12 protein-coding genes are annotated in these 16250 nt (G+C 40.5%); 10 read left to right on the forward strand and 2 right to left on the reverse strand.

All coding sequences use genetic code 11. The features are described 5' to 3' along the window. Positions 1-105 precede the first annotated feature (105 nt). Both QSE00_RS01200 and QSE00_RS01205 read left to right on the forward strand, forming a co-directional pair. The gene (locus QSE00_RS01200; RefSeq protein WP_110354269.1) at positions 106-411 is read left to right on the forward strand and encodes a carbohydrate kinase family protein; all 306 of its coding nucleotides are present in this window, start codon (positions 106-108) and stop codon (positions 409-411) included. Positions 412-431: 20 nt separating this feature from the next. Further along, positions 432-638 (forward strand): YgaP family membrane protein, encoded by a 207-nt coding sequence (locus tag QSE00_RS01205; RefSeq protein WP_110354270.1) that lies wholly within the window; start codon positions 432-434, stop codon positions 636-638. Positions 639-887: 249 nt separating this feature from the next. On the opposite strand, the gene QSE00_RS01210 is transcribed toward QSE00_RS01205, so the two are convergent. Continuing rightward, complete coding sequence (locus tag QSE00_RS01210; RefSeq protein WP_286104585.1) at positions 888-2582, reverse strand: SusD/RagB family nutrient-binding outer membrane lipoprotein; 1695 nt, start codon at positions 2580-2582, stop codon at positions 888-890. Positions 2583-2612: 30 nt separating this feature from the next. After that, complete coding sequence (locus QSE00_RS01215; RefSeq protein ID WP_286104586.1) at positions 2613-6026, reverse strand: SusC/RagA family TonB-linked outer membrane protein; 3414 nt, start codon at positions 6024-6026, stop codon at positions 2613-2615. A gap of 476 nt (positions 6027-6502) precedes the next feature. Between QSE00_RS01215 and QSE00_RS01220 the strand changes: the two genes are divergently transcribed. The 8 genes from QSE00_RS01220 (at position 6503) to QSE00_RS01255 (ending at position 16246) form a co-directional block, all read left to right on the forward strand. After that, on the forward strand, positions 6503-8011 hold the full coding sequence (locus QSE00_RS01220; RefSeq protein WP_110354273.1) for a sodium:solute symporter family protein: 1509 nt from the start codon (positions 6503-6505) through the stop codon (positions 8009-8011). 1 nt (position 8012) lies between these two features. After that, complete coding sequence (locus QSE00_RS01225) at positions 8013-8228, forward strand: hypothetical protein (RefSeq protein ID WP_110354274.1); 216 nt, start codon at positions 8013-8015, stop codon at positions 8226-8228. An 18-nt stretch (positions 8229-8246) separates the two neighbouring features. Continuing rightward, positions 8247-8480 (forward strand): hypothetical protein, encoded by a 234-nt coding sequence (locus QSE00_RS01230; protein WP_110354275.1) that lies wholly within the window; start codon positions 8247-8249, stop codon positions 8478-8480. A gap of 10 nt (positions 8481-8490) precedes the next feature. Then, positions 8491-11064: a glycoside hydrolase family 2 protein gene (locus tag QSE00_RS01235; RefSeq protein ID WP_110354276.1), complete on the forward strand. Its 2574-nt coding sequence runs from the start codon at positions 8491-8493 to the stop codon at positions 11062-11064. 54 nt (positions 11065-11118) lie between these two features. After that, on the forward strand, positions 11119-12213 hold the full coding sequence (locus QSE00_RS01240; RefSeq protein ID WP_286104588.1) for a sialidase family protein: 1095 nt from the start codon (positions 11119-11121) through the stop codon (positions 12211-12213). A 29-nt stretch (positions 12214-12242) separates the two neighbouring features. Beyond that, positions 12243-13526, forward strand: a complete 1284-nt coding sequence (locus QSE00_RS01245; RefSeq protein WP_286104589.1) for a DegT/DnrJ/EryC1/StrS family aminotransferase — start codon at positions 12243-12245, stop codon at positions 13524-13526. Between the two features lie 57 nt (positions 13527-13583). After that, positions 13584-14402 carry a glycerophosphodiester phosphodiesterase gene (locus QSE00_RS01250; RefSeq protein WP_286104590.1) on the forward strand — a complete coding sequence of 273 codons (819 nt, stop codon included), beginning with the start codon at positions 13584-13586 and terminating at the stop codon, positions 14400-14402. A gap of 68 nt (positions 14403-14470) precedes the next feature. Then, positions 14471-16246 (forward strand): purple acid phosphatase family protein, encoded by a 1776-nt coding sequence (locus QSE00_RS01255; protein ID WP_286104591.1) that lies wholly within the window; start codon positions 14471-14473, stop codon positions 16244-16246. Positions 16247-16250 lie beyond the last annotated feature (4 nt).

A 16250-nucleotide genomic window follows, 5' to 3' on the forward strand; every position in this document is an offset into this window, starting at 1 on the left:
GGTTCTTAGAATGTAGCCGAAGAGGTTCCTGTTAAGGAATAAGGGAAGCTATGGCTCAACGGGGTATAAAGGGAAAATTACAATTGAAACTAAAAATATAGAGTTATGAAATTACTCATAGTAACTGTTGTGGAGGAGTACGATAAGGAAATTCTACAACTCTTTAAAAAAGCCAATATTGAAAGCTTCAGTGGTTCTGATATTGATGGGTATAAAAACCCTGCTTCGATGTTAATGGCGTCAAATTGGTTCCCAAGCGAAAAAGGAGGCGTGGGGTCAACCATGTTTTTCTCCTTTACTACAGAAGAAAATATTGAAACGCTTTTTCAACTTATCTCTGAATTCAACAATGGTTTGGAAACCAACAACCCCATAAGGGCTGCAGTGGTTCCCATAGAAAAGTATATTTAATAACCTTTAAAAATAGTATTATGATCAACAGATATATTAGGGCAATTGCCGGGGCTTTTATAGTTATTAGTGTTGTATTGGCCGTTTACGTAAACATCAACTGGTTGTGGTTTACCGTCTTTGTTGGGGTAAACCTTTTTCAATCCGCATTTACCCAATGGTGCCTTATGGAAAAGATTTTGTTCAAATTGGGGGTAAAAAAAGAAGGGGATAGCTGTACCGTTTAATGGCCCAAATTCCAGGCATTTGGTTGGTGTCCAGGAGGGGAGTGTTGTTGTATGTTTTTGGAATTGTAATTGATGGATGACCTTGGTATCAAGTATCGTTTCTTGTAAAATTTTTGATAGGCAAGGGATATAACAAAAAATGCCCCGGTTTTCCCAGGGCATTTTAAACTAACTCTAAACTCAATAAAAAAACTCAATTCTATTTGTAATTCCCTCAACAAAGGCAATTGCCTTTGTTGAGGCCTGGGATTACCAAGGTTTTGTAACTCCCTGTAGAATCCATGGTTTGGACCAAGGTGTATCATTTTCGAATTTTCCGGGCACATCGTTTGTGTGGCTGGTTGTTTCCAATGAAGATAGTGCTGCCTTGTAATTAGCTTCATTAATATTTCTTTCTTCATCAGGATACTGAAAACGAACCGGGATTACGGACGACAGGGCAAAAGGTCCTGTCTGAAGATTGGGAAGGCCAGTACGTCTCCAATCCAAATAGGATTCAGAAGCGGTAGCAAAGTTGGCAATCCATTTTTGTTCCATGATTTGCTCCAAAGTACCATTAAAGGCTACATCGGGATTGGTTATATAAGTATCATATTCTCCACCAATTCCCCATGTCTCCAAAGATGCTTGTACTCCTTTGTTGTAATTTCCTTCCGCATCCGAGCCCCAACCTTTTAGAGCAGCTTCAGCTTTTAAGAAACAAACTTCTGCATAGGACAAAACCCTAGCTTTTAAGAATTCACCACTAGCTTCTCTAAACTGATCGTTCATTAAGGAAACATGTACGTTGCCTCCACCTTGTACCGGGTTGGGGTTCAAGTTATAAGTATATGGCTCTGATCCTTGATATGATACCGGGATACCCACATAGGTACTACTGGTATCTACCAAACTTAATCCGGCCAAACGATCGGCTTTCCAGGTAGTTTTATCATATATTTTTAAACCATTTTCTGCAAGGGTTTCTTCATTGATATAACGTACTCCATCTACAACTACATCATCTTCTCCACCAGGTACTTCTGCGGCAGGTACAACTTTAATTGGAATTGCAACAGGTGCAAACCAAATGCTGGCCCTTGGGTCATTAAGTTCCTGTAATCTATCGGTAAAAGTAGTACAAGGCTTAACACGATTGAAGCTCGATGCACCTCCTGTTGAGCTGTTACTTGGCTGAGCAGTTGAACCAGATGTACCGGTATAGGCCAATGCACACTCTTCATCCACACTGCTGATCAAGGGTTTCGCCAATGTGGCCGTTACGCCTGCTTGCGCATAAGATGGGTCTTTCTCTGATAATCGCATGTAATATCGTAGGGCCAAAGAGTTGGCATATTTCATCCATTTTTCGGCATCGCCTCCAAAGAAAATATCTTGGCTGGCACCAAAGGCCTCCAGGTTACCCATATTGCTGGATATTGAAGCTGCAGCAGCCACAAAATCAGCAATAGCTCCTTTATAAACTGCTTCTTGGGAATCGTAAGTTGGTAAAATAACATCCTCGTCAGCTTGTACCGCATCAGAATAAGGTACGTCTCCGTAGTAATCTGCCAAAGTAACAAAGTTCTGCGCCATTAAAATTTGGGCAATGGCCGTATGTAAGGTATAACCTAATTCTTGAGACCGCTGAAGCGCTAATTTGGCACTACGCAAGTTATCATAGTAGGTGTTCCATCCACTACCATCCCAATCGTAATTGTTGTTGCCCCAAGAATCTTTTTGAGTGTATTGCACAAAGGCAGATAGTTCTCCACTATAACCTTTATTACCAACGTCCAGAGCAGTATTCACCATCACTTGCGTTAAAAGAAAACTTGGATTGCCTTGGCTGGGATCTACCCCGTTAGGGTTTTGGTTAATTTCTGTAAGGTCATTGTCACATGAAGTAACGGACAGTAGACTAACTACGAGAAATAGTTTAAATATCTTATTTATTATACTCATGATTTTTTGTTTTTTGTTTAAAGTGCCTATTTAGAAACTTACGTTAAGTTTGAAACCTATTGGAATGGTAAATGGACTTACGTTAAAGCGCTCAATACCTTGCTTAAATTGAATACCACTACTTCCTTGTGTGCTTGATTCGTGCTGGAAAGCCATCTCGGGGTCGATTCCTATATCGGCCTTGGTCCAAAGGATAATATTTCGGCTAAATAAAGATACATTTAGATTTTGAAGTCCAACTTGCTTAATAAGTTTATTGGGCACGGAATAAGTAAGTGAAATTTCTCTCAATTTTAGGAAATCAGAATCAAAAGTTGCATTTCTAGTAAAATCCCATCCGTAGTGATCTTGGTATCTTGTAATTACAGTTCCAGGGCCACCTAGGTTTTCCGCTGTTGCCACAAAATTTCCATTTGAATCGTAATCCCCCTGAACACCCGGCATAAATACACCATCGTTCAATGTAATGCCACCTTCAGTTAATGGATATCCACCATCACTTGCTGTAGGGCCACCTACCAATACATAGAATTCACCATCTTCTGATAAGAATTGGTCTGCATTGTCTCTTAAATAGGCAGGTACATCGGTAATGTCATTAAAATTGTGAAGTTTATCAATCCATCGTTGGGTATGTAAATCAGATTCACCGTACCTGTGAGTTTGCGATACAAACTGTCCGCCCTTTCTCCAGTCAAAATTCATGGAGATGCTCCAGTTCTTGTAGGAGGCCGATGTGGTCATCCCTAAGGTGAAATCTGGGTTAAAGTTTCCAATAATTGGAGCAACCCTGTTTCCTTCTGCATCCTCCCTTGTACGGTCACTGTTTTCAAAACCGGAATCGTCAATAATAGGCCAACCATGGTAGGGAGAGTTAGGATCATCAACACGCACTAGGGCAGCGTCAAAAATATTTCCTATTTCTTCACCAACCCAGGTTATGGCACCACCACGGGCATCGGTCCAAAACGTAATGGAATTCATACCTTCAGCCAATTCAATTACTTTGGTTCGGTTCCTGTTAAATACGAAGCCCATATCCCAACGCCAATCATTAGAGTTTATAATGTTGGCATTTAAACCAGCCTCTACACCAGTACTTCTCAATAGACCGGCATTGGTGTTTTTGGAGCTATATCCTGAGGAGATAGGAAGAGCAATTCCAAAAATTTGATTTTCGTTATCGGCAGTGTAATAGGTAAAATCCATACTTAGCCTATTGTTAAAGAAGGCCAAATCAGCCCCTGCTTCCCACGATTTAATACTTTCTGGTTTTAAATCTGGGTTAAGTAGCGTAGAACCTACGGATAACAGAGATCCTGATCCCCATGAGGTACCACCACTTAAGGTAGGTTGTAGTCTGTATGGATCAGTGTCGTTACCTACTTCAGCATAACCTGCACGAAGCTTAAATAAGGATACCCCATTGCCAAAACCAAGAAGCCTATTTACCAATAAACTAGTAGATACGGAAGGGTAAAAATAGGAGTTGTTATTATCTGGCAAGGTACTGGACCAATCATTTCTTGCGGTAACGTCTATGTAGAACATATCTTTAATACCAATACTGGCCAATCCATAGACACTGTTCACTTGTTTTTCGTAACTCCTATAAGAGTATACTAAATTGTCGTTGGCAATATTGGATAAGGTGAACAAACCTGGTGTTAAAAGTCCAGATCCTTCTTCTATTGTGGAATTTAGCAAATCGTTTCCTTTTACTACCCTTTTGTTACCACCTCCGGATATTGAGAAATCCCATCCTTCCAGTCTTTTGGCATAAGTTAATAAGAAATCGATATTGGTTTCATTAGTGAAAATTTTGTTGATACCGTAGGCCCCATTCATGTCTCCAGTATATCCTTTAGACAATTTGGTTTCTCGTACTTCGTTAATCTCATCCATGTTGTAACGAACCATCCCCGTTAGATCATCGGTGATTTTCCAATCTCCCTTTACATTGCCATAAAACCTGTTTCTTTCAAAACCGTTGTTATTCTCATAGGCTAAGAAATAAGGATTGTTCCATTCAGTTTCTGTTGGATCGTCCCCAAAATTATAAGGTGAATTTTGGTAGATGCCTTCGTATCCTGGCAACCAATAGTCCTTCATTTGGCGCACATCAATATGTGGGTTCAATTCGTAAACTGCCTGCATTGCGTTGGCACCACGGTTACCAACAGGTCTGTTGTCTGCACCGGATTTTGTATAGTTAAGACTAGTACTAACCGTAAATTTATCGTTTAATTTTAATGATGAATTTAAACTGATGCTATGTTTGCTTAAATCGGTATTAGGGATATTTCCCTTGTTCTTTAAATCCGAATAGGACAACCTATAACTAATTCTTTCCGTATTGTCCTGGATAGATATGTTATTGGTTGTTGTAATGGCCGTTTGAAAGAAATTCTTTGGATTGTTGTACGACTTCAATTCCCTTGGAATAGGAACCCCACTAGCAATTTCAGAAGCACTGTAAGGCCATTGAATTGCCATGATGCCTTTGTCCAGTTCAGGACCGGCCCAGGCTGAAGAAGTTTCGCCAATGACAATTGCACCATAGGAATTTGCCGGGAAATTATCTTCGGTATAAGGTCTGGAACCTGTCGCAAACCTAGTATGGGTATCTAAGAAACGACTAGGAATATCAAAAACAGTACTGGAATTAATAGTTACTCCCAATCCTTTTTTTGATTTCCCAGACTTGGTTGTAATTAATATAACCCCGTTTCCTGCCCTAGAACCATAAAGTGCCGCTGCACTGGCACCTTTTAGAACAGTAACACTGGCAATATCGTCTGCATTGATATCAGAAATAGCATTACCGTAATCCACTTTGTTATCATTACCTATCTCAGTAATGTTGTTAGCTGTATTAATTACAGGAGAACCATCAATAACAAATAATGGTTGGTTGTCACTGGATAATGAAGCAGCACCCCTAACATTTATGTTTACAGTAGAACCTGCACCACCGGTAGAGTTGATATTCACCCCGGACACTTTGCCCGAAAGAGCGTTTAAAACATTCTCTTGTGGCACATTGTCCAAAGCATCACCACCTACTTCGCTAACGGAATACCCCAGTGATTTCTTTTCCCTGGTAATACCAAGTGCCGTTACGACTACTTCATCCAATTGTTCTGATGAAGTTGCCAAAGTAACATTGAGGGTCGTTTGGTTACCTACTATTACTTCCTTTGTTTCCATTCCCAAATAGGAGAATACCAAAACAGCGCTACTGTTAGGTACTGTAATATTGTAAATACCATCAAAATCAGAGGTAACACCATTGGTAGTTCCCTTAACCACCACGGATACCCCTGGGAGCAATTCGCCATCATCACTGCTGACGACTCCGGTTACACCTTGTTGTGCCAACATGATTCCAGAAATCATGCTGAACAAAAGGAAAGTCAAAAATTTCAAGCTGCTTTTTTTCATATTCATTTGTATTAATTGGTTGAGTAATTAGCATTTCGTTAACAAAACTATTGTAAAATAATCGACAAAAAGCATAGTATATTATTAGATACCTATGGAATTTTAACTCTATTAGTGTCAATATTATGATATTGAAAATTTTAGGTTAAGATATGTTTGATTTTGAGCAAGAATATTTCTTTAACGTAAACGGTACCATTTTGGAGAGTTGATATGGCAGACCGTTTTATAGGTATAATTGGTAGCAATATTCTATAGCAGTATTATTACATATAAGATAGGGACAAGTTATATCAATATTGATGGAGGGATACATCATTACTTGCAGAAACTGCTATAATTTTAACTTAATTATCAATAAATAAGTCAAAAAACTAGGTCTTATGTCAATATACCATGCAAATGCAATAAGATTTACTTATTCAATCATCTCTATTTGAATTTAATTTGTAGGTAATTAACCAAAATGCCAAACAATGTTAGCAGGGATAGATTATTTTATAGTAATAGCTTATATAATAGGAATGTTATTGTTAGGGCTATATTTCAAGAAATTTGTCAATAGTTCCGAAGACTATTTTCTTGGAGGTAAAAGCTTGCCTTTTTGGGCTATTGGTATGTCTATCGTTGTATCGGATATAGGGGCATTGGATTTTGTTGGGGTGTCCGGTCAGGCATATAGATATGGTATTTCCGTTGGCAACTTCGATTGGGTAGGTTCTGTTCCGGCCATGTTATTGGCGGCATTTATTTTTATTCCTTATTTCTGGCGGGGGGGCATGTACACTATACCGGAATACCTGGGAAGAAGGTATAACCAAAAGGTAAGGACCATAGCCTCGGTAACCTGGATCCTGTTTTTTGCCTTGGATTTGGGAGTTCTTTTTTGGGCTAGTGCGGTGCTATTAAATGTTCTTATGGGGTGGCCCATTTGGATTTCAATCGTGGCTACCGCGGGGGTGGTTGGTCTATATACTTATTTTGGAGGGATTACCGCTGTAATTATGACCGATGTAGTACAGTTCGTTATAATGTTCATAGGAGGTTTTGCCCTAGTTTTTCTTAGTCTTTACGAAGTTGGTGGTTGGGATAATATGGTAGATAAAATCGCAACAATGGGACCAGAGTATCGCAATCACTTCGATATTATTCAACCGCAGGATACAAAATCGCCCTTTCCCTGGACGGGTATATTGTTCGGCCTAACCTTTGTAATGGCCAATGCATACATGATTGGAAACCAGTCTATTGTACAGCGATGTCTTACTGCCAAGAATGAATGGCACGCAAAGGCCAGTATGATCTTTGGATCTGCCCTTAAAATGTTCATCCCCATTTTGGTTTTGTTTCCAGGGCTTATGGCAGTCGTAGTCCATCCCGGATTGGCCGATGGGGACCAAGCACTTCCAATGATGATCAAATCCATTCTGCCACCTGGTTTGGTAGGACTAATGTTCGCCGCATTTTTTGCGGGGCTTATGTCCAGCGTGGATTCGTTGCTGAATTCAACGGCCACTTTGTTTACAAAAGATATATACGAGCCGTTTATCAAAAAAGGGGCGGATGACAAACATTATTTAAAGGTAGGGCAGATCACGACCTTGGTGCTGTTACTTATTGGAGTGGCAACCTCACCAATTAGCAGTGATTTCCCTGGAATTTACGTGGCCATTCAAACCTTTATGTCTTATTTCCAAGGACCAATATTCGCTATTCTCCTATTGGGTATATTCTGGAAACGAACAACAGAATGGGGAGGACTTTCGGCATTGGTCATAGGTATTGGATTTGCCATTTACCTAAATGTATTTAAGGAGCAATTCTTCACCATTGAAGATCCTTTTCTATATATTTCCTGGTGGTCCTTTCTGTTAGGGTTTATAATTAATGTAGTAGTTAGTTTGCTTACCAAGAAGCATTCCGAGGAACGACTTAAAGGCTTGGTGTTTAGTTCTAAAATTTTAGTGGAAAATAAAAAACTGTAATATGTTCAATTTTGACTGGCTTTCCGGTGTTTCGCAAGAAACTGCAAAAATGATATTTCTTTCTTTGTATGCGCTAATAGGTCTATTGGTGTTGTTATTGCCTACAGAGTATGTTTACCAGGGCGTTGCCAAGGAAGATCGTCACTGGTGGAACAATTTAAAACTATGGTCTATTGCCGTACTTTGTATTTTGGCATCGATCTATAATCATTTTTAACCCCTTAATAATAAAAATATGGAGACAAATGAAATCAATGCGGGATTAAAGGCCGCTCAAATTAACAATGCTCTTGGATTTTTCATTATGGCTTTTGGGGTTATTGTGCTTTTTGCAATGATCTATACGGAAACCTTTATAGAACATATGACCGATATGGTTGCTGGTTTAATACTAATATCTATTGGCGGAGGAATGATGTGGAAGGCAAAAAGTACCATAAAAAAATTAAAATCCAAGAAGGAACAATAAAATATAGATAATGCAAAAGTCCTTCCAGATAAAGTTATCGGACAATTGGAGAATCCAAAGTTCAAAAAAAGTTTCGGAAAAGGGGAGTGAAATCTCGACCAAAGCCATAATTTCTGAAAAATGGTTTCCGGCCGTAGTTCCTTCAACGGTTTTGAGCACTTTGGTGGCCAATAAGGTTTACGAGAACCCCTATTTTGGGGAGAATTTAAAGACCATCCCAACAGACTTGTTTAAAGTATCCTGGTGGTACACTACCAGTTTTGAACTTACAAAGGAGCAATCCGATGGGTTTGCCAGCTTAAAATTTGATGGGATAAACTATAAGGCCAATGTTTGGCTAAACGGACAACTCATTGCCGATGCCACTGCTATAGATGGGGCATTCCGCATTACCTCTTTTGATGTAAGTACACATATCAAAGGTGGGTCCAATATTTTGGCCATTGAGGTAATTCCACCCCAACCCGGCGATTTTAGCATAGGCTTTGTGGATTGGAATCCTGCCCCGCCGGATGGCGATATGGGAGTTTTTAGGCCTGTGACCCTGCATCTACATGGCGGGGTACAAATTGAAAAACCCTTTGTGCAGACCAAGGTTGACTTGGAAACCTTGAAAGAGGCCGATATTACCGTTTCGGCAGAACTGATGAACCATTCCAATACTGAAATTTCCGGGAAATTGGTAGGGACCATTGGCGCTTTGGTATTCCAGAAAAATATAAGCTTGGCTCCAAAGAATAAAGAGCTGATCATTTTTGACAGTGAGGAGTTTGTAGGACTTAATCTTAAGGAACCAAAACTTTGGTGGCCTATTAATTTGGGGAATCCTGATCTCTACGATTTGGATTTAAAATTTGTTGCCAAGGAGGAGGTTTTGGATGAAACCAATCTGAGGTTTGGTATTCGCGATATACAGGACTACTGGTTAAATGATATACACCGCGGTTATAAGGTTAATGGACAAAAGGTCTTGATCAAAGGCGGTGGATGGACAGATGATATGCTTTTGATGGATACGGATGAAAGCATCGAGGCACAAGTGAAGTACGTAAAACAAATGAATCTAAACTGCATTCGTTTGGAAGGATTCTGGGGCAAGGACCACAAATTATACGACCTCTGCGATGAACATGGTTTATTGTTAATGGTAGGTTGGAGCTGTCATTGGGAGCATGAGATCCATATGGGGGTGCCCGTCAATGAGCGTTTTGGAGGCGTTTATAAGCCAGAGCATATATCCCATGTTGCCCAGGCCTGGGAGGATCAGGTGATATGGCTGAGAAACCATCCCAGTATCTTTGTGTGGACTGTTGCCAGTGACAAGGTACCGATTACGGAATTGGAACAAAGATATATAGACACTTTCGCCAAATATGACCCCACGAGGCCATATTTAAATTCTACAGGTGGAGTGGGAAGCGACCAACATGTTATTGGTAGTGAAGATGTTATTAGTGAGATCAGTGGCTCGTCTGGAGTAAAAATGTTGGGCCCCTATGCCTATACAGCTCCGGTATACTGGTTTACGGACACCAAGTTTGGTGGCGCTTATGGATTTAATACTGAAACGGGTCCAGGAGCCCAAATACCCCAATTGGAAAGTCTAAAAAAAATGATTCCCTCGGAGCAATTATGGCCCATAGGGGAGGCTTGGAATTTCCATTGTGGACGCTATGAGTTTGCCGATCTCAGTAGGTTTACAAAGGCTATTGAAGAAAAATATGGGGCTCCAAGCTCCTTGGAGGAGTTCGACAAAAAGGCCCAAGCCATGAATTATGAGCTTATGCGGCCTATGTTCGAGGCCTTTCAGGTACATAAAAAGAAATCCACAGGGATAATCCAATGGATGCTCAATGCGGCCTGGCCTAAGATGTATTGGCAATTGTACGACTACTACCTGAACCCAACAGCTGCGTTTTACGCAACCCAAAAGGCATGTTTGCCCTTAGGACTTATATATAATTATGGGGATAAACAAATTTATGCCGTTAATGATCACCTTAGGCCGGTAGAAAATTTATCAGCCCATGTTAGAGTATATTCCATTGGGTCGGAAATCTTGTTTGAAAATAAGGTCCAATTTACAATGGATCCAGATTCCTCAAAATCCATTTTGGCATTAGGAGATCTGAAAGGGCTTACAACTACTTATTTTGTAGATCTTCGTTTGTTGGATGAACAAGGTTCAGAAATTGGAAATAATTTTTATTGGCTCTCCAAAAAAGAAGAGGTCTTGGACTATGAGGCCGATTTGGGTCCCTTTGCGTTTCATACTCCCAGTAAGGTATATGCAGACTTTACACCTTTGAATGGGCTGCCAGAAGTACAGTTGGAGCAGTTACATTATTTTGAGCAGGACGGAGATCAACAAAATATTAAGGTAGAACTTAAGAACAACAGTGATCATATTGCATTTTTGGTCAATCTAAAAGTATTGGATAAAAAGAGTGGGGAACTTATACTGCCCATTTTCTGGGAAGATAATTTTATAAACCTATTACCAGGGGAAGAGCGTACGGTTTGTGCCAATTTTATAGGGACGGCCGAAGCAACCTTGAAGGTGGAGGGGTGGAATTTAAAATAATCGCAAGAACTATATCCCTTACTAATTTTGATTTGCTGAGGTTTAATAACTGTTATGATGTCAATTTGTACGAAATATTTGCTTGCCCTAGTACTTCTTATAACCACTGTATCCTGTAAGGAAAAGGGGAGGGAAAATGTACCGGATACCCCCGGAAAGCATCCTGCCATTACCTTGGAAGAGTACATTTACCCCATTGGCCAAGGACTAACCCCCCAATGTCACGCCCCAACCATCGACATCAGCAATGGAACACTCGTGGCCTCCTGGTTCGGGGGAACAGAAGAAAAAAACAATGACGTAGGTATTTGGGTTTCTAGAAAAATTAAGGATAAATGGACCACCCCGGTTGAAGTGGCCAATGGCGAGGAGGAAGATGGGATTAGATATCCTTGTTGGAACCCTGTTCTCTTTAAACCCCAAAATAAGCCTTTGATACTCTTTTACAAAGTAGGTCCAGACCCCTTATATTGGTGGGGAATGTATAAAACATCCGGGGACGACGGTCTTAGTTGGTCTGCCCCTATTAAATTGCCCGAAGGTATTTTGGGACCTATAAAGAATAGACCTGTTACCATGTCCAATGGGGATATTTTATCTCCGTCAAGTACAGAAAGTGAAACAGAAGGGCATAAAATTTATTTGGAAAGGAGTACTGATTTTGGGAAAACATGGACTAAATCGGCCCCTTTAAACGATGGGAAAACATTTAAGGCCATACAACCGGCAATCCTTGATCACGGTAACGATACCATCCAATTATTAAGTAGAACATACCAGGGGGCAATAGGGCAAAACTGGTCCTATGACGGGGGATTTGGCTGGACAGAAATGACTGCTACGGATCTTCCCAATCCTGACTCAGGAATTGATGCCATAACATTAAGGGATGGACGGCATATTTTGATCTACAATCCTACCACCATAGAATCCGAGGATAGGGTTCCCTTGAGTGTAGGCATTTCCAAAGACGGGAAAAGCTGGGAAAGGGTGTTGGATTTGGAACCATTAACGGCAACAACCGATAAAAAGGGAGAGGAATATTCCTATCCTACCCTGATTCAAACCCCCGATGGAATGGTACATATAGTGTACACATGGAATAGGAAGACCGTGAAACACCTAGTATTGGACCCTAAAAAATTATAAACGAAAACATTCAATAACAACCATTGACTATGAAAAAACTAGCAATAAATGGCGGTAACCCGTGTCGTGATACCAATAAAAGTCCTTGGCCTAAATGGCCCGTTTGGGGGAAAGAAGAGGAAGTTGCCCTAATAGAGGTCCTGAATAGTGGAGTTTGGTCCTATAATGGGCCAAAGGAAATGGAGTTCAATAGACTTTTTGCAGAATATACAGGGGTAAAACATGCTATTTGTACTGTAAACGGTACTGTAACCATGCAAATTGCGCTGGAAGCCTTGGGTGTCGGCGTGGGTGATGAGGTAATTGTACCGGGCCTAACGTGGCAAGCTACTGCTGCCACCGTAATAGACGTAAATGCCACTCCCATATTGGTCGATATTTGTGAGGATACCTGGTGTATAGATCCAAAAGAAATTGAAAAGGCCATTACCCCTAGAACAAAGGCCATTATTCCAGTACACCTGTATGGTGCCTTTGCGGATATGGATGCGATAATGGCCATTGCCAAAAAACATAATCTTTATGTTATTGAGGATTGTGCCCATAAACATGGAGGTGAATGGAAAGGTAAAAAGGCTGGAAGTATTGGGAACGTAGGTAGTTTCAGCTTTCAATTATCGAAACATTTAACCGCTGGTGAAGGAGGATCCGTTACCACGGATGATACTGATTTAGCTGAAAAATTGGATGCCCTAAGAAATGTTGGCCGTAGACCGGAGGAAGATTCGCTTATTGGGGCAGATAAAGGGATAGGGGATTATGGTGATGACGGTAATTTTATACAGTCCGGTAACTACAGGATTACCGAATTTCAAGCAGCTATTCTAGTGGAAGGCTTAAAAAGATTGCCAGAACAAAATGCCAATAGAGACGCGAATGGGGCATATTTAAATACGCTTCTAAAAGAAATAGAAGGGGTGACACCCTTAAAAAGAGATGAAAGGGAAACCAAAAAGGCTTATTTCAATTTTGCTTTTCGGTACAATACCAGCAAGTTCAAGAATTTGCCTGTAGAGAAGTTTAGATCTGCTTTGGAGGCGGAATTGGGTATAGTAGTGGATGCCTGTTATGAGCCTTTAAATAATTGTTCACTATACGTGCCGCATACAAAACCTTCCAGACATAAATTGAATGAAGCCTATTGGAAGGCTATTGATCCCAAAAGGTTTTCGTTACCGGTCTGTGAACGTATTTTTAAGGAGGAATCGGTTTGTCTGCACCATAAGGTGTTAATGGGAACAAAGGCTGATATGGATTTGGTGGCCAGGGCTATAAAAAAGATTTATACCCATGCCGAGGAATTGATGGGTTAAGGAAATAGGCTTGTCGTCCGAAAGACAATTTCCTATAATATGAAATATATTACATCGATGAAATTAGTAATGAGTCTTTTTCTTCTGTGTTCTTGGGCAACCCCTGTTTTTTCTCAGGATGCACTGTTTGTTCCAGAAAATATTAGCATGCCGCAAAAGGGTATTTGTGCCCACAGGGGTGCCAATGAAGCGCATCCCGAGAATACCCTGGCAGCATTTGGGGAAGCAATTCGATTGGGCGCGCAGATGATAGAATTGGATGTTCAAATGACCAAGGACGATCAATTGGTTATTATGCACGATGATAAGGTAAACAGGACCACCAATGGTCGTGGTCTGGTAAGGAAACTTAGGCTGAGAAAAATAAAAAAACTCGATGCGGGCAAGTGGAAATCCAAAGAGTTTAAGAATGAAAGGGTTCCTACCTTAAAAGAGGCCTTGGAAATAATGCCAAGGAATATTTGGCTTAATATCCATCTAAAAGGGGATGAACGCTTAGGTGCGGCAACAGCGGAGGCCGTGATTGCTGCAGACAGAATCCATCAGGCTGTCATTGCCTGTGGAAAGGAGGCGGCAAGAGGGGTAAGGCAGATAAATCCAAATATTATGATATGCAATATGGAACGCTTGTCCACTCGTGCCGAATATATTGAAGAAACCATAGAGCAAGGCTTCACATTTCTCCAAATAAAAAGTAGTAGGGACGATGAAAATATATTGGCGGATATTAAAAGGCTGAAGGAAAATGGGATACGCATCAATTATTTTCATTCGGAAGAGAAAGGTCGTGTTAAGGAATTGTTGGATGCCGGGGTAGATTTTATTTTGACAGATCATTTGGCCATCATGCTGGATGCTTTATCAAAAGCGAACTAGTCACCAAGTTAAATATCATAAACACTGATCAATTAATATTGAAGAATCCAAATAAATATTGTAATCCAATGAGAAGATATTTAATTCTGTCCGCTATTTTTTTATGTTTTTCCTGCTCCGAAACCAAAAAGGAAGAACAACAGAGCCAGACCTCTGTAAAAGACGTAATGGATAAGGTAATCACCAGATTGTATGAAAATGTGGACCCCAAGGACTACGATGCCATTGACGATACTTTTATGCTTAAATTTTTGACCGATAGCGAGAAAACAACATTGGCTTCCCGTTACCAATATTTTAAGGTAAACGTACCGGTAACGGTTTCCTTGATGAGACATCTTGATCATGAAGCACCTTTTTGGCTTAAGGAAAGCGGTTTTGTAAAGACCGATGAAATCGTAAAAAATGAGGTCTACGATTATGAAGTATGGCAAAAGGATTTTGACGCAGGTTGGGTTAATTTGGGAATCCCAGGGTTCGACATGGATAGGGTCGTCTATTTTATTTCCGTAGGGCCAAGGAATGGCAATGAGGAACTTGTAATTAGTGAACGCTATCCAGAAGAATATTCTTTGGAAATCTTTAAAAAGGGAGCATTTACCTACCATGACTGGTCCGACCTTAAAATTACTGCCCTGCCCAAAGAACTGGAAGGTCAGGTATTGTTCACTACGGTTAGGGGAAGAGCCCGGGAAGCACATGTAGAAGGAGCATTTCGAAAAACAATTTTCCCATCTTCGAATCAGCCAGATCAGATCACGCTTACCTGGAGCGGGGACCCTAGCAACTCTATGGATGTGCAATGGAGAACCAATACCAATGTGGAAGATGGCAGTGTACAGTATTGGAAGAAAAATACATCCGACACCCTTTCCTTAAAGGCTTCGGTAGCGGGTATGGAAGATAAAATGTTGTTCAATGATCGATATATAAATCGATTTACAGCCAATATGAATAATTTGGAAGCTGGAGCTACCTATGAATATCGTGTAGGTTCAGTAGAAGCGCAGTCATGGTCTTCCGTTAGAAACTTTAAGACGGAAGCCAAGGATGCGGGGGAGTTTTCATTTATATGGTTTGGGGATACCCATAGGGATCCCAAATGGGCACAAATGCTCAATGATGCGGACCTCCGACATCCGAAAACGGCATTTTATTCAATTGCAGGAGATATTGTGACTACCGGACTTTACCGTAGTGAATGGGACATGTTTTTTGGATATTCCAAAGAAGTGTTCTCCAATAAGCCCTTAATGCCCGTTCCCGGGAATCACGACAGGCAGGATGGTTTGGGAGCCTGGATGTATTATGAATTATTTAGTTTGCCCAAAAATGGACCTGAAAAAGTGGATCCTGAAAGCACTTACGCTTTTGAATATGGCAATGCTTTATTTTTGATGATCGATTCAACCCAGCCTAATGAGGTCCAAACCCAATGGATAGAGGAACAATTGAAGAATTCCAATGCCATTTGGAAATTCGTCATGTTTCATTTCCCCCCCTTTAATTTTGAAGAACCTTATTTGGATATTCAACAAGAATGGGGAGGTCTTTTTGATACCTACCATGTTGACATGGTAATGGGTGGCCATATCCATTATTATATGCGTTCAAAGCCAATAAATAATGGCAAGGTTGTGGATTCGTTTAAAGATGGAACCGTATATGCCGTATCTATCGGGACCAATGGTAATCATGATGATATTGGGGAAGAGCCTTATGCTGAAAAGAGGTTCAAGGAAGGCCAATTTTATCAATATATGACATTGACCGATAAAACTTTGAAACACACGACCTATAACCAGAACGGAGAGATTGTTGATGAACTTTTAATAAAAAAGTAATAAT

The sequence above is a fragment of the Arenibacter flavimaris genome, assembly GCF_030291335.1.
Taxonomy (GTDB): Bacteria; Bacteroidota; Bacteroidia; order Flavobacteriales; family Flavobacteriaceae; genus Arenibacter.

What these genes read in the sequence shown, in the direction of transcription:
- QSE00_RS01200 (WP_110354269.1), top strand. Translation starts at nt 106, where the DNA reads ATGAAATTACTCATAGTAACTGTTGTGGAGGAGTACGATAAGGAAATT.
- QSE00_RS01205 (WP_110354270.1), top strand. Translation starts at nt 432, where the DNA reads ATGATCAACAGATATATTAGGGCAATTGCCGGGGCTTTTATAGTTATT.
- QSE00_RS01210 (WP_286104585.1), bottom strand. Translation starts at nt 2,582, where the DNA reads ATGAGTATAATAAATAAGATATTTAAACTATTTCTCGTAGTTAGTCTA.
- QSE00_RS01215 (WP_286104586.1), bottom strand. Translation starts at nt 6,026, where the DNA reads ATGAAAAAAAGCAGCTTGAAATTTTTGACTTTCCTTTTGTTCAGCATG.
- QSE00_RS01220 (WP_110354273.1), top strand. Translation starts at nt 6,503, where the DNA reads ATGTTAGCAGGGATAGATTATTTTATAGTAATAGCTTATATAATAGGA.
- QSE00_RS01225 (WP_110354274.1), top strand. Translation starts at nt 8,013, where the DNA reads ATGTTCAATTTTGACTGGCTTTCCGGTGTTTCGCAAGAAACTGCAAAA.
- QSE00_RS01230 (WP_110354275.1), top strand. Translation starts at nt 8,247, where the DNA reads ATGGAGACAAATGAAATCAATGCGGGATTAAAGGCCGCTCAAATTAAC.
- QSE00_RS01235 (WP_110354276.1), top strand. Translation starts at nt 8,491, where the DNA reads ATGCAAAAGTCCTTCCAGATAAAGTTATCGGACAATTGGAGAATCCAA.
- QSE00_RS01240 (WP_286104588.1), top strand. Translation starts at nt 11,119, where the DNA reads ATGATGTCAATTTGTACGAAATATTTGCTTGCCCTAGTACTTCTTATA.
- QSE00_RS01245 (WP_286104589.1), top strand. Translation starts at nt 12,243, where the DNA reads ATGAAAAAACTAGCAATAAATGGCGGTAACCCGTGTCGTGATACCAAT.
- QSE00_RS01250 (WP_286104590.1), top strand. Translation starts at nt 13,584, where the DNA reads ATGAAATTAGTAATGAGTCTTTTTCTTCTGTGTTCTTGGGCAACCCCT.
- QSE00_RS01255 (WP_286104591.1), top strand. Translation starts at nt 14,471, where the DNA reads ATGAGAAGATATTTAATTCTGTCCGCTATTTTTTTATGTTTTTCCTGC.